Origin of the sequence: Maribacter algicola, from assembly GCF_003933245.1 — a bacterium.
In the GTDB taxonomy this organism is placed as follows: Bacteria; Bacteroidota; Bacteroidia; order Flavobacteriales; family Flavobacteriaceae; genus Maribacter; species Maribacter algicola.
Map to the genome: position 1 here is coordinate 441,782 of NZ_QUSX01000002.1, position 13,293 is coordinate 455,074.

Genomic DNA, 13,293 nt, shown 5'->3' on the forward strand with positions numbered 1-13,293 from the left:
GTGGGATTGGTTATTATAAATATGTTCATTCGATTCTTGGTCTTTTACTTAAAATGAACAATGTAATCAGATAAATCAAAACGATGCTGAAAGGAATTGCCACAAATCGATGTTCTGGAAAAAGATACCAAAGCGCAAGCACCAGCACGGTTCTGGTCAATGTATGAAAGATGCCGCACCAGTGTTTAATGATCCAGGAAAACGGTAACCACATCAATCCCGTCAAAATACCAACGGACATGGGCAGGGAGGTGTAATCTAAAAGGAAAAATGGGATGGCGATGGAATATACGAGAATCGCCTGGCCGGCCGTGTAAAGAAATAGGGTGTCGAACTCATTTTTGGGCTTTGTTTTGTCCAGGAAGTTTTCGCCCGTGAACTTTGATAGGAACAAACCTAGGTAGACGATGCTTCCAGTTCCTATAAAAATGGCCCAAACCGCCATAAAATCCGAAAAAAATAACCCGACCAGCCCAATGATGGTCCAAACAAAGAGCCCGGCCAAAGGCGTGGCCAAAAATTTTTGATTGGCAAATTCAATGCGTTGTTCTTCAAGTGTTCTGTTCATGACCTATCTTTTATTATTTGTACTCGGCCTTTTATTTCTTTCGATTTCCCCGTGATACCCAAATTCTATGGTTTTATCGAAATTTAATTAAAATCTATTCGATTTACAGGAGTAATTTAAATTTGGGCAATATTTGGTTTCACATCTAGCCTTTTTCTTCGATTAACAATCAACAACCAAAAGGACAACATTGTCAAACAACCTACCATAAAAAGCGGCACATAGAACATTTGTGCAGGGTTCACATTCATGGCGACGACCAAAGCTCCAGCGGAAATGATACCGGCGAAAATAGCATAGCCTATTTCATCATAAAACCAAGCATAAGGGAAGAAGTGGGCTCCCGTTATAATGACATAGGTCATCACGAAATAATCCGGATTGTCCTTTAGTACAAAGAACAAAAAGGGAAAATAGAAGAGCTGGGCAACATTGAGCCACATGCCCAAGGGCTGTAAGGGGTTTGTTTTGGTATTCCATTGGGTCTTTAGGATTTTGGATAATAAAAATGCCAATGGCAACATAATCATACCTATATAAAAGGTATGGATACTTTTAGCAAAGGGTTCTATGGGCAACGTCCATATATAGGCAATGATACTCCAAATAATGGAGGCTGAAATGATAAAATCAATACCACTTTTGGCATTGATAGCCAATTCCAATTTAAGTGCTTTTAAATCCTGCTTTTTCATGATGATTCTGAATTGATTATGAAATAAAAGTAACTTTTGACGAAAGGAATTCAATTTTTAACCTACCCAGTTGTGTGATTTTTGGGATGGAGTGTTGGATTTTTGTAACGATCAATTAAATGTTACATTAATCCTTTAAAATCTTCCCGCCTTATGCCGTAAATCAATTCACCAAGATATTCTCCGTTCTTGTAGACTGTTCTGGGTAATTTCGCTTCCATCGTAAAGCCCGCTTTTACAAGACATTTTTGTGAGGCGCGATTATATTCAAAGGGTCTAGCAAAAATTCTTTCAATATCAAACCTCTTAAATCCAATAGATAACATTTCCAGAATGACTTTGGTAATGATTCCCTGTCCCCAAAAAGGTTCGGCCAGCCAATAGCCAATTTCGGCATTTTTCCTATAAATATCTTGTTGTAAATGAAGACCTATGGAGCCCACGGCCGTATTTTGGATTTCAATGGCGTAAATAATATCGTACTGGCTCCTATTGGCAGACGCAATAAAGGATTCAGCATCGGCTTTGGTATAGGGAAAAGGAAACTTATCCGTCAAATATTTGGCAATGTTCTCATTGTTGGCAAAGCGTGCCAAGTTATCTACATCGGTAGCTCTCCAGGGACGAAGGTTAAACGGCTTCATATTTCGTGTTGGGATTTTTATATAAGGTATATGCAGCAATACAAATCCATGAAAAATAGAGCAAAAAGACAATCCGTTGTCCAACGGCAGGATATTCGATAAATACAAATGGCCATACTCCAATACCTATGGTAAGCCACGTTAAAAGCAATAGCGGCTTTACCACGCTTTTCCATTTCACGGTTTTTTTCATGGGTTTGGGATAGGTAAAGGCGCCTATGAGAAAAAATAGATAACTCCCCATACTGCCCACGCTATGGAGTAGCATGATGGTGGACTGCCTATTTTCAAAATCGCCTGGAAATATTCCCGAAATGGCCATAAATACCCCACTTAAAAATATACCGTATAACGGTAGTTTACTTCCAATCTCCTGAACAATGCTTCTGTATAGACCTACAGAAAAAACAGCAATAAGAAGACCGGGTACTATATAGCCAAAAATATTCCAAATCCATTTATTTGGAGCGTCTAGGGAACCTAGTTCGCTAACGGCCTTCGTTAGAAAGCTATATTCAGTCCTCTGATTGGCCATTATAAAATAGGTTGTCCAGAAAATAGCAGGTGCAAGAAAACCTATGAGCGCATACTTTTTGTTTGTCATAATTTAAACTTTCAACATTGCTAAGTTACCCATGTATGGGTTTCGTGCATTTGACTTAAATCAAAAAGTTCCCTTTGCGGCACGTACCCTGCTCAATGTTTCTTGGCTCATTCCCAAATACGAGGCCAACATGCCTAGGGGCACTCTATACAGTTTATGTTTGGAGGTCTTTTGGAAAAACCCATATCTTTCCAAGGCCGTGTGAAATTGTATCGATATGATCCGTTCCGATTGCTGTAGGAAGTAGTTTGAAATTAGCATTCGCCCAAAGCGTTCCATCTCTGGGAAATCCTTAAAGCACCTTTCGAGGTCCTGAATATGGATACCTATCAATTCCGATGTTTCCAAGGCCTCTATATAGCAATTGTCAGGAACATTCTTCATAAAGCTATAAATAGAGGTAATCCACTCGTTTTCCGCACAAAAATTGTCCGTTACTTCCTTTTTGCCCTTCTTGTAGAAAACACGTAGGAGTCCCGCTTCAATAAAATAGGTGTATTCACAAACCCGCCCTGGCCTGTGTAGAAAGCCACCTTTTTCCAATGTATTGGGTTTTGAAATTTGCGTTAATCTGTCTTGCAATGCGTTGGATAGGGGAATAAATTTCTTAATATGTGTTATTAGGGAATGGGACATTTTTTAAAACTAAGTTTTAAATGCGTTGGCATAGTTCAAGGATTACCAAGGTGGATTTTATAATACAACCAATTGATTCTACTTTAATTACTAAAAATTTATTAACTGGTTATTTTATTTTAATATTTATTTTTTAAAAACGCACCCATTTTTTCATTTACCACTTCCGCTTGGTCGATGGATAAAAAATGCCCGGCGTTTTGAATAATTTCACCCTTCCCTTTTGGAAGGGAATTGGCAATTTCGACCGTTTTTTCGGTATTGATCATATCGTCATCACCAATCAGCACCAATAAGGGCATTTGCAAGGATTCCAATTCGTCATTCGAAAAAGGTCGCATGCTGGTGACAAACTTATTTTCTGATTCCAGATCCAATCCTAGTTTGTACTGTTTTAAATAAGCATCACTAATATTATCCACATTTTCGGACAAACTTTCCAAACTTTGTGCTATTTGTTTCTCCTTGGAAGCCAGTAAGGTGACAATGTTTTTCAATAAATCCATACTGGGTTTGATCCAGGTAAAGGTTTGGGCCGGACTCAATAAAATAAGGCTTTTGATCTTGTTTTGATTTTTTAGTGCCAAGGTAACCGCCAACCAACCACCTCGGGACGCGCCAATTAAATGGTATTCGTCCAAATCCAAAACATATAAAACCTCCTCATACCAATCCGTTACCTTTTCTACGCTTTCCAAATCATTGTACAAATAGGATTTTCCGGGTTCTAAAATGAAGTCAATGGCAAACACCCTGTGGTTCTCGCTAAGAGATTCAATATTTGGATACCACATGGTAGAACTGGCATTCATTCCATGAAGCAAAACCACGGGTTCTGCATTTTTAGGACCGCTCACGATAACATGGGCAATGCCATTCGTCGTGGTGATGTATAACTCTTCAAAGGATACATCCCATAAGTTTAGGGTTTTGTCATAGGCTTTATAGTAGGCCGCCTTGGAAGGTGAGGGATTGGTGATGTACTCCGGTACTTTTTTGTACGCGGCATATTTGTCGGCACAATTCGTGAATAAAAGGAGAGCGGCAAGCAAGTATAACAGTCTCATACCATCATTTAAAATAAGGGGATAATATAGTATAAAAAATCTTCTGAAACCTAGGATGCTATTACCGTATAGCAATCAATTGTTGCATTAAGGATCTCATACGCCAAGTTTGGCCTAAAAGTTTCCTATTCTATTATTTTCTCATAATCGACACTTGCTTTTGCCAAGTCTTCCGGATTGGGGTCCAAATACAATTCATACCCCTTTAAAAGTTTCACTTTTTTGGTTTCGCCTTTTTCAATGGGTATTTCCTCTATGACGTTTTCAGTTTGTTGGATTCTGATAGTAAAGGGCCTATCCCCAATATTTTTGACAATGCCATAGCAATCCTCGCCGTAAAAGGGATTAATTGTTGCGTCCTGACCGGTACCTTTCCCGGTCATGATCATACTTTGGGAAGGTTCCAATATGAATTCTGTCTGGGCCCTTGCTTCAAAATAAAGTAAGGACAGTAAACAGACTGCTATAATTGATTTTTTCATTTTATTTTTGATATCTAATTAAAATTTAACCGCATAAGCATGAGGCACGCGTTACTAATGGTTAACAGTTTTCTTCTCTTTAAACAACAATGAAATCCAAGATACGATTAATGTAAGTATTGCTCCAATTCCAATCCCATAGCTCAACCACCAAAACCACCGCATGGCAAGTTGACCACCCTGAAAGATTGTTCTTTCCGAAAAAGTGGAAGAAAGATTGCCAGAAAGTACATAGGATATTGGAACCCAAAGAATGCCCAACAGTAGTATTATTTTCAAGAATCTTGATAGAATTCCATTGAATTTGCTCGAAGGCTCTCTGAGGTCTTTGAAGCCCCAATAGATAGTAAAGGGTAATGAAATCATACCAATCCAAGTTATGAAGGTTCCCAAAGGAATTTCATTGTTTTTATCCAGAGCGATTGTAAGTAACGGGGAACCGGTAACCAAAAGGATGATTACACTCAAAGTCGAAAATAGACCACTGAAAAAATATAGCTTTCTCATATTCATTTTTGTACTTGTTGCCAGAAAGGACTTCGTTAAACAACGGTTTTACCTCGAGCAGCACGTTAGTTGCCCCTTCCTTTTAAAGGCCCGGGCAAGATGCTCGCGGCAGGGAAGGGGAAAAGCAAGAAACTTGCATTGATTGCTGTGTCGAACAAGTTGTTGAAACAGGCATTTGCGATTGCCAAATCCCGGCTGCCCTACGATGAGAATTATGTATCATAATTGAACTAAAAAGACTTATTTTTTAACTCAGTTCTTTGTTGTCATTAGTTTTTTACTATAAAGAATCTCCACTTCAGCTGAATCACAAACTGTAATCAGGTCCTCACCTTTAAAATCCTTGAGTCTTTCTATACACTTTTCAAATGTCGATTCCTTGTAGTAACTGTCTTGACCTACTTTTAGTCCAATTTAGGGTGTAAAGTCTCCAATAATTAGGTTTTTTTAGAGCAATATAACCTTCGTTTGATTTAAAGTCATATGTTAGAGCATAATAATTTGTCACTAAAATTCTATTGCCAGTATTGTTGATTACGGTGGCAACATTTTTGATGCCGTCTTTCACTATATAATGTCATTATTTCGTGGGTTTATGAAAGTTTAACGTAAAAGGCACTTTTCTAAACTAGAAATCTCATTATTCGTTATTTTCTCCAAACTTATTTTAGGAAAATTATTGTCAAAAAATGTGTTTAAAGCTTCTATTGTTTCTACATCTTCTGCTTTCACAACTAAAATTGGCGATTTTTCGGAAACCAAATCATTTTTACGTTCCCTAAATGTATAGTATGAATATTGCTTGTCAACATTTTGAACAATTCGGTAAATGTTGTTGATATTTATTCTAGTTGTTTTTAGGCCTACCAAGGTTTTGGTCTGAATTAATCCCTTTTCTTTATTGAAAATTAATTCTTTTTTGAACCAAAAAGGAAGAGTTATCATCACTAACCCATGTACAATTGCGCTCAATAATACGATTGAACCGATAGTAACAAGTCCATCAGAATCATTCTCGATATTAAAAATTATCGTTAATCCAATAATGTGTAATACTAGGCTAATAATTAAGACTAAATATGTATAACTAACATTTTTTTTCAATTCTGTTCTAGAGAATATTGATTTGTGATTATTGGATTTTTTTTCGTCGAATTTATACTCCTTATCTATCTCTTTTAGTAATTGGGAATCTGTAAACTTTTTGTGTTTCTCCTTTTTTTCGATAATAAAAAATTTCATTCAGATTAGGTTTATTTAAATTAATGGCAACGTCTGAGCTAAGCGTAGTGCTGAGGCAAGGAAACTTTTCGTTTCCGTCCGAGCACGAAGCTAAAGCTTATTGTTTTGATTTATTTTTCTGCTCTAAAGCTAAATCCATAAGATTTAGCGACATCATAAATATACTCACACCTTTCAGTTTTGCCCTAAAGTCCGCATTACGTTTAGGTTTTGTTGTACTTAGTGCTTTCTGGACAGTTGGTCTCCTAGTAAAACAAGTACGAACAGAATTCTCCAGATATCAAATTTAGTTGGCAATTCCTTTTAATAATCCTCTCCGGTATGAATTTATTACCTACTTAATCCAATAAAAAATGAGGTGCTTTTTGGTAATATCCCGGTACAGTTGATTTGAATTTAGATTCCATTACTGGTGACACTAAATATGAGTGACGATTATCTTTGATAACCTTATATAGGTATTCGTCATATGAGTTTATATTTTCATAGCGTTTTATCTCAACCTGTTGTACCTCCATATTCCCCTGTTCATACAATTCATAAAATCCCCATGTTTTTATTTCTTCAGGAATTTTTGGAAGTTTGATGTTTTCTGTCTTTTGACTATCAAAAACCAGGCTCCAACGATAACTTATATTTAGTCCTCCTATAACCACATATGGGTCACTATTAATAAAAACCTTTCCAACAGTATGGTCCAATCCATTTTTAATTACTTCAATTTCGTTATTTGAATAAGAATAATCTATTGACCAATCTAAAGTATGAAATGACGGTGCAAGCTCCCCGGTTCGTTCTGTGTAATAGTCATTAATTCTAACATTGTACTTATAATTAGTAAAAATAGAATTGAAATAATAAGGTATTCCCTCTAATCCCTGATAACCATATCCATGTCCGTCAATACGGTGGTAAATATTGTTTTGAAAATCATCATTGCTAAAATAACCCGCAATCCAGTAAGATGATGATTCAAACGTATCTCCATTGCCTAGAATGGGTTGATAGAATCTTTTTTCTACATTCTGATTTGTAAATAGCTGTGGCGTGAAAACAAAATCCGACGGTATATCCCAATCAGCAACATAATAACTATATTCATTCAAAGTCAAATTAACTTGAGGAACATAAATGAACTCAGAATTTACGGCGCTTGTCGTACTTCTCCTTCTATCTATGCTAAACTCTTCTGTTTCGCTATAGAAACTACCCCCATATCCAAAACCTTCAGAATTCAATGAAATAATATCTTGAGAATCGAAACCTTGAGCTGGAAACTTTATCGGATTCGTAGGGCTGTAGTCAAATCGCGGATAAGTTTTAAAATTGATTTCTCCTAAAGTGGATGGGGTTAAATTTTGAAGTGTTGTAAATTCACTTGAATTACCAAATGCACCTGTGCTATATTCACCTATGGTGAGCATAAATTCCGAATTAGGGCTAATCTCTTCTATAGTTCGCAGTGTTATCTTATCGGTATCTTGCATAACTCTTTTACTGTCAAGTAGATTGCCTTCTGCATCGGAAGCAAAAACGTAAATTCTTGCCAATTGTGGGTCGTAAAAATTAGAAGGGAAATTCAAAGTAATTAACCTTCGATATATTTCGATTGGAATAATTAATTCGGACATATTATCTAAACTATCTGTAGCTATAATCTTTATTGAATTGGCACCTGTTCCGAATAAGTTAGGGTCGAAGTCAAAGCTATAGTCTGTCTGATTTGCTAAAGAAACTATGATAGAATCTCCTAAAAACACTTTCAAAGAATCTACCTCAGAATATAAATCATTTACATTTGGGCTAATTGTTATAAGGCTATCTATTATTTGATTTTCAACCAATGATTCAATTGTTATTTCAGGTCCAGTGTTATCAGAAATAAAGGCTACTTCGAATGTACCGAGATTTTCGCCGGAGTCTAAAGCCTCTATTTTTAAAACGTTTTCGCCATCAGTAAGGTTATTGGTATTAATGTTAATTGATAAATTATCAAGTGGTAGGTCAATCAACAGCTCATTGTTTAAAAAAGCCTTTACGGAAGTCAATTCTTGATTATCCATTACATCAAAAGTTACAGTATTGGTGTCTCCATTAATTACTGCTCCAGCGGATAGGTTAACCCCAGTTATCGTTGGTTTCTCGTTGTCTACATTGATAATTGTGTTCTTTGATTCTGAATTACCGGATTTATCCGTAACAACTACCTTCAAAATATAATCTTTAAATGTATTTGTTTTACCTGTTTTAGAAGCTAAAGAAGAAACATCTACGATTATGGAATATGGCGCACTAGTGTCTTCACCCACTTTTTCGTCGTCTATAAAAGCTTCTACTTTGGAAATACCGCCTGCATCTTGGGCGTTAATATTGATTTCTATTTGATTGCTTACAACAATTGGAATAGCAGATGAATTATTGTTGAAACCGGCAATTGAAAAATTGAAGGTTGGCGCCGTTACATCTGGTTCAGCAGTAGGGTTTGACGATTCTTTTGAACACGAATATGTAAAGATAAAAGTAATCGTTAAAAGTGCTAGAATTGATTTTTTCATGAAAAAATAATAGGTTTGGTTTTCAGCTGTTGTAATTGGTTCGTAAGTTGATTTGATTTCAAACTATTGCTTTAAAAACGAGATACAGGCCTTTTTATTTTAAAAAAGAAAATAGGCAACTCAATACCCTTTATCAATAGAGTATATGCTTTTGGAAATAGCACTTGGAATTCTTATGATTATTCACAAAAACATTATGTGAATAATATTTTCTTTTCAGCATTAAGTACAACAATTGTATAAACGTACCTTGGTACGTTTATTTCTATTTTGTGCGTAACAAGATACTTCTTTCCAACCATTGGAAAAATACAGGGAATCCCTGTGTTATTTAGAGTTATCAACAATAGCATCAGAAAAACCCTACCACCAGGCCACAAAGCATTTGTCAATCGTGTCAGTCCCTTTTTTGACCCAAAGCATGGGGGCGTTTTGTTTGAGCAGACGCATATTCACTTCCAAAAGGGTTTCGTACTGGGACATCCAGGCCACACCATCACTAGGCGCCACCACCCATTCCGTTTTATAGGGTATATAGAATTGATAGTTTTTAAAGGCCTCTGATTGCAAATCCGCCAAACGTAACCAATAGCCTACAATACAATGTGGATTTAAGGGTCGGATATTGATTGCCTTGCTTTGACAAGGCTCGAACAATTGGGCCTTGTAACAGGCTTGGTGCTGGATGTTTTCGTTTGGGATGCCTTTTTCGGCCAATGTTTTTTTTCCCGCCGGACTATGCAACAGGGTAAACTGCTCGTTCTTTATTTTCTCCATTTTGGTAAAGAACATGTCCCGTCGGTTGGGGCCCATCAATTGGTGGATGCGTTCGGATATTTGGGGGTCGATGATATAGAATTTATAGGTCAGCTCCAAATGGATGATCTGTCCCGTAGCCGTTTCCCGAAGGATATAATCGATTTCCCCTAAAGTCTGTTTTCCTTGCCGTACAGGTTCATTGTATAATAAGACTTCATAGGCTGGGGAGGCTTCCAATAATTGTTTGCACACATGCTCCATTTGATGTCCTAACCGTATCTTTTGGGGAATGGGAGTGGGGGTGAAGTGGGTCAAATCGATTTGAGGAAATTCAAATTGGCGAATACCGAATTGCGTCTTGGTCCACAAGGATGGGGTTTGCAGGAATCCGGCGATTTGTCTGTTTAAATGGGAGGACACTTTTTTAGTTCAGAGTTAAGAGTTCAAAGTTAGGAGTTTCAGGTTTCAGGTTTCTTGTTTCAAGTTAATAGTTAATACTCAAATACTAAATCACAAATTCCAACAACGAACAACCAACAACGAACAGCTATAAACGAAAAGCGAAAAATTAAAAGTGAAAAATGTAGATTTTACCAACAACCAACAACCAACAACCAACAACCATCAACCAACAACGCTTGCCCTGAGCGGAGCCGAAGGGAACAACGAATTACCAACAATCGTTAACATTTCCTAAAAAGCATTCACATCACGTCCAAATATGTTAATTTTATAGTATGGCTATGAATACAAGAAAAGGATTCCGTTTTGTGCCCTATGAAGCACCGGAACAATCTCCTTTCGACAAACTTTTTGATATTTTTCAGGAACTCATTACCCATACTTCGGGCGATTTTGACGAGGCCATCGATTGGCTGCGGGAATTGGACAAGGAATATGAACTTACGGACGAAAACTATACGATCGAAGACTTTATAGAAGATCTTAAGGCGAAAGGATACATTCGGGAAGAATTTGAGGACGGTGGTGGTGAAATGGGGGAAGATGGCGAGGATGGCGAAGGCTCCGGCGGTGGAAATATCTCCATTACGGCCAAAATGGAGCGCATTATTCGTCAGCGCGCATTGGACCAAATTTTTGGGAAACTAAAACGTAGCGGGGCGGGAAATCACAAAACGGGCAAATCCGGACAGGGAGATGAACATACCGGTGATTTTAGGGAATACCGTTATGGCGACGGTCTGGAACATATTTCCATGACCGAGAGTCTTAAAAACGCCCAAGTGAACCACGGTATAGGTAGTTTTAACCTAAGCGAGGAAGATCTGGTCGTAGAGGACACCCAATACAAGGCCCAGATGAGTACTATTTTGATGATAGACATCAGTCACAGTATGATTCTCTATGGCGAAGACCGCATTACCCCCGCCAAAAAGGTGGCCATGGCACTATCGGAACTAATCACCACTCGATATCCCAAGGATACCTTGGATATTTTGGTCTTCGGGAACGATGCTTGGCCCATACCTATAAAGGATTTGCCCTATTTGAAAGTCGGGCCCTACCACACCAATACGGTGGCAGGATTGCAGTTGGCCATGGATATGCTTCGCCGAAAGCGGAACACGAACAAGCAGATTTTTATGATTACCGATGGGAAGCCCAGCTGCCTGCGCATGCCCGATGGAACCTATTATAAAAACAGTGTGGGCTTGGACGACTATATTGTGGAAAAATGTTACAATATGGCCCGGCAGGCCCGCAAACTCCATATCCCCATTACCACGTTCATGATTGCGCAAGACCCTTATCTGATGCAGTTTATCCGTCACTTTACCGAAGCGAACAAGGGCAAAGCCTTCTTTACGGGATTAAAGGGACTGGGTGAAATGATATTTGAGGATTATGAGTCGAACCGAAGGAAAAAGTTGCGTTAGTTAAAAGTTAAGAGTTAAAGGTGAAAAGTTATAAGTGGTCAGTTTTCAGTGTACTGTAATTAGTGACCAATTAACAATTATGTGTATGGGGTAGAGCGTTTAGCGAGAAGCGACCTCTAACAACCAACAACCAACAACGAAAAAAGAACAAAAAGAAATATGAGCTTGAATTATAAGGAAATTAAAACATTGGGTGCCTTAAAAAAGGCAGGATATCAATCCAAAAGGATAAAGGACGAACTTAGAGACAACCTGAGAGAGCATATAAAGTCGGGAGCGGAAACCTTTACAGGGGTTTGGGGTTATGAGGATTCCGTAATTCCGGAACTGGAACGGGCGATTCTTTCCCGTCACAATATCAACCTCTTGGGACTTCGCGGACAGGCAAAAACCCGATTGGCCCGTTTGATGGTAAATTTGTTGGACGATTACATTCCCGTGGTGGAGGGTTCGGAAATCAATGACGATCCCATGGCGCCCATGTCCCGCTACGCAAAAGAACTGATTGCCGAGAAAGGGGATGACACCCCAATTGCTTGGTTACCCAAAAGTGAGCGGTTTTATGAGAAATTGGCCACACCAGATGTTACCGTGGCCGATTTGATTGGGGATGTAGACCCAATAAAGGCTGCGAACCTAAAACTTTCCTATGCGGATGATAGGGTCATCCATTTCGGGATGATACCCAGGGCCAATCGATGTATTTTCGTGATTAATGAGTTGCCCGATTTACAGGCGCGCATCCAGGTTTCCCTGTTCAATATTTTGGAGGAGGGCGATATACAGATAAGGGGATTTAAACTCAGATTGCCCTTGGACATCCAGTTCGTGTTTACGGCAAATCCTGAGGATTATACCAATCGGGGAAGTATCGTGACACCGTTAAAGGACCGTATCGGTTCCCAAATCCTGACGCACTATCCCTACGATATTGAAACCGCCCGAAAAATTACCGAGCAAGAGGCCAATTTAGACCAAAGACAATCCGAGGCGGTATATGTTCCAGACTTGGCCAAGGATTTATTGGAGCAGATCAGTTTTGAGGCTAGGAACAGTGAGTATGTAGATGCCAAGAGCGGTGTCAGTGCCCGTACGAGCATTACCGCTTTTGAAAATTTGTTGAGTACTGCCGAACGAAGGGCCTTATTGACAGGTGCGGAAAGCACCACTGTGCGGTTGAGCGATTTTCTTGGAGTGATTCCTGCAATTACTGGAAAAATAGAATTGGTTTACGAAGGTGAGCAGGAAGGCGCTGATGTGGTGGCCGAAATCCTGATTGATGAAGCGGTCAAGTCCCTTTTTCCAGAGTATTTCCCCAAGATTAATAAACTACAGCGCAAGGATGAGGAGACGCCCTATGACGAGCTTTTACATTGGTTTTTTCAGGGGGAAGGCTTTGAACTGATAGATGATTTTACGGATGAAGAATACAAAAGGGCCTTGGACGGCATTCCGCCACTGAATCAAGTGGTGAAAACCCATCAGCCAGACTACCCAAAGGAGGATGTTTATTTTTTAAAGGAACTTTTGTTATGGGGTTTGGTATCTCATAAAAAACTCAACAAGCATCGGTTCTCGGAAGGCTACCAGTTCAAAGATCTGTACAGCAGTTTTCTTAAGGACATATAAAAAAATC

The 13,293-nt window shown here is 38.6% G+C and carries 14 protein-coding genes and 1 pseudogene; 4 read left to right on the forward strand and 11 right to left on the reverse strand.

The features are described from left to right. Positions 1–25: 25 nt before the first annotated feature. The 8 genes from DZC72_RS11175 to DZC72_RS11210 all read right to left on the reverse strand — a co-directional run bounded on the left by DZC72_RS11175 (position 26) and on the right by DZC72_RS11210 (position 5,203). Positions 26–568: a DUF7010 family protein gene (locus DZC72_RS11175; protein WP_125223016.1), complete on the reverse strand. Its 543-nt coding sequence runs from the start codon at positions 566–568 to the stop codon at positions 26–28. Positions 569–684: 116 nt separating this feature from the next. Beyond that, complete coding sequence (locus DZC72_RS11180) at positions 685–1,263, reverse strand: DUF7010 family protein (protein WP_125223017.1); 579 nt, start codon at positions 1,261–1,263, stop codon at positions 685–687. A gap of 122 nt (positions 1,264–1,385) precedes the next feature. Then, positions 1,386–1,907: a GNAT family N-acetyltransferase gene (locus tag DZC72_RS11185; protein ID WP_125223018.1), complete on the reverse strand. Its 522-nt coding sequence runs from the start codon at positions 1,905–1,907 to the stop codon at positions 1,386–1,388. Beyond that, positions 1,894–2,511: a DUF998 domain-containing protein gene (locus DZC72_RS11190; RefSeq protein ID WP_125223019.1), complete on the reverse strand. Its 618-nt coding sequence runs from the start codon at positions 2,509–2,511 to the stop codon at positions 1,894–1,896. The genes DZC72_RS11185 and DZC72_RS11190 overlap by 14 nt, the downstream gene beginning before the upstream one ends. A gap of 60 nt (positions 2,512–2,571) precedes the next feature. Beyond that, on the reverse strand, positions 2,572–3,147 hold the full coding sequence (locus DZC72_RS11195; RefSeq protein WP_125223020.1) for a Crp/Fnr family transcriptional regulator: 576 nt from the start codon (positions 3,145–3,147) through the stop codon (positions 2,572–2,574). A 119-nt stretch (positions 3,148–3,266) separates the two neighbouring features. Beyond that, positions 3,267–4,214: an alpha/beta fold hydrolase gene (locus DZC72_RS11200; protein ID WP_125223021.1), complete on the reverse strand. Its 948-nt coding sequence runs from the start codon at positions 4,212–4,214 to the stop codon at positions 3,267–3,269. Between the two features lie 125 nt (positions 4,215–4,339). Then, positions 4,340–4,696 (reverse strand): hypothetical protein, encoded by a 357-nt coding sequence (locus DZC72_RS11205; protein ID WP_125223022.1) that lies wholly within the window; start codon positions 4,694–4,696, stop codon positions 4,340–4,342. A gap of 54 nt (positions 4,697–4,750) precedes the next feature. Next, the gene (locus DZC72_RS11210) at positions 4,751–5,203 is read right to left on the reverse strand and encodes a hypothetical protein (protein ID WP_125223023.1); all 453 of its coding nucleotides are present in this window, start codon (positions 5,201–5,203) and stop codon (positions 4,751–4,753) included. Between the two features lie 114 nt (positions 5,204–5,317). On the opposite strand from DZC72_RS11210, the pseudogene DZC72_RS18110 reads away from it, so the two are divergent. Further along, positions 5,318–5,428, forward strand: a pseudogene (locus DZC72_RS18110) (IS110 family transposase); the annotation flags it as partial. Between the two features lie 378 nt (positions 5,429–5,806). On the opposite strand, the gene DZC72_RS11215 reads toward DZC72_RS18110, so the two are convergent. The 3 genes from DZC72_RS11215 to DZC72_RS11225 all read right to left on the reverse strand — a co-directional run bounded on the left by DZC72_RS11215 (position 5,807) and on the right by DZC72_RS11225 (position 10,179). Continuing rightward, positions 5,807–6,445 carry a hypothetical protein gene (locus tag DZC72_RS11215; protein WP_125223024.1) on the reverse strand — a complete coding sequence of 213 codons (639 nt, stop codon included), beginning with the start codon at positions 6,443–6,445 and terminating at the stop codon, positions 5,807–5,809. 338 nt (positions 6,446–6,783) lie between these two features. Further along, entirely contained in the window at positions 6,784–9,000 is a 2,217-nt protein-coding gene (locus DZC72_RS11220) for an Ig-like domain-containing protein (RefSeq protein WP_125223025.1), read from the reverse strand. Positions 9,001–9,363: 363 nt separating this feature from the next. Then, a complete protein-coding gene (locus tag DZC72_RS11225; RefSeq protein ID WP_125223026.1) occupies positions 9,364–10,179 on the reverse strand; it encodes a DUF1853 family protein in 816 nt (271 codons plus the stop codon). Between the two features lie 154 nt (positions 10,180–10,333). Here DZC72_RS11225 and DZC72_RS18035 point away from each other — a divergent pair, with 154 nt between their 5' ends. The 3 genes from DZC72_RS18035 to DZC72_RS11240 all read left to right on the forward strand — a co-directional run bounded on the left by DZC72_RS18035 (position 10,334) and on the right by DZC72_RS11240 (position 13,286). Further along, entirely contained in the window at positions 10,334–10,456 is a 123-nt protein-coding gene (locus DZC72_RS18035) for a hypothetical protein (protein WP_262707264.1), read from the forward strand. A gap of 40 nt (positions 10,457–10,496) precedes the next feature. Beyond that, positions 10,497–11,657, forward strand: a complete 1,161-nt coding sequence (locus DZC72_RS11235; RefSeq protein ID WP_125223027.1) for a vWA domain-containing protein — start codon at positions 10,497–10,499, stop codon at positions 11,655–11,657. 159 nt (positions 11,658–11,816) lie between these two features. Further along, positions 11,817–13,286, forward strand: a complete 1,470-nt coding sequence (locus tag DZC72_RS11240; RefSeq protein ID WP_125223028.1) for a MoxR family ATPase — start codon at positions 11,817–11,819, stop codon at positions 13,284–13,286. Positions 13,287–13,293 lie beyond the last annotated feature (7 nt).

Bases quoted from the DNA above. Each gene is read 5' to 3' on its own strand.
- DZC72_RS11220 (WP_125223025.1), bottom strand. From the start codon at position 9,000: ATGAAAAAATCAATTCTAGCACTTTTAACGATTACTTTTATCTTTACA.
- DZC72_RS11175 (WP_125223016.1), bottom strand. From the start codon at position 568: ATGAACAGAACACTTGAAGAACAACGCATTGAATTTGCCAATCAAAAA.
- DZC72_RS11200 (WP_125223021.1), bottom strand. From the start codon at position 4,214: ATGAGACTGTTATACTTGCTTGCCGCTCTCCTTTTATTCACGAATTGT.
- DZC72_RS11215 (WP_125223024.1), bottom strand. From the start codon at position 6,445: ATGAAATTTTTTATTATCGAAAAAAAGGAGAAACACAAAAAGTTTACA.
- DZC72_RS11240 (WP_125223028.1), top strand. From the start codon at position 11,817: ATGAGCTTGAATTATAAGGAAATTAAAACATTGGGTGCCTTAAAAAAG.
- DZC72_RS11235 (WP_125223027.1), top strand. From the start codon at position 10,497: ATGGCTATGAATACAAGAAAAGGATTCCGTTTTGTGCCCTATGAAGCA.
- DZC72_RS11180 (WP_125223017.1), bottom strand. From the start codon at position 1,263: ATGAAAAAGCAGGATTTAAAAGCACTTAAATTGGAATTGGCTATCAAT.
- DZC72_RS11210 (WP_125223023.1), bottom strand. From the start codon at position 5,203: ATGAGAAAGCTATATTTTTTCAGTGGTCTATTTTCGACTTTGAGTGTA.
- DZC72_RS11185 (WP_125223018.1), bottom strand. From the start codon at position 1,907: ATGAAGCCGTTTAACCTTCGTCCCTGGAGAGCTACCGATGTAGATAAC.
- DZC72_RS11195 (WP_125223020.1), bottom strand. From the start codon at position 3,147: ATGTCCCATTCCCTAATAACACATATTAAGAAATTTATTCCCCTATCC.
- DZC72_RS11190 (WP_125223019.1), bottom strand. From the start codon at position 2,511: ATGACAAACAAAAAGTATGCGCTCATAGGTTTTCTTGCACCTGCTATT.
- DZC72_RS11205 (WP_125223022.1), bottom strand. From the start codon at position 4,696: ATGAAAAAATCAATTATAGCAGTCTGTTTACTGTCCTTACTTTATTTT.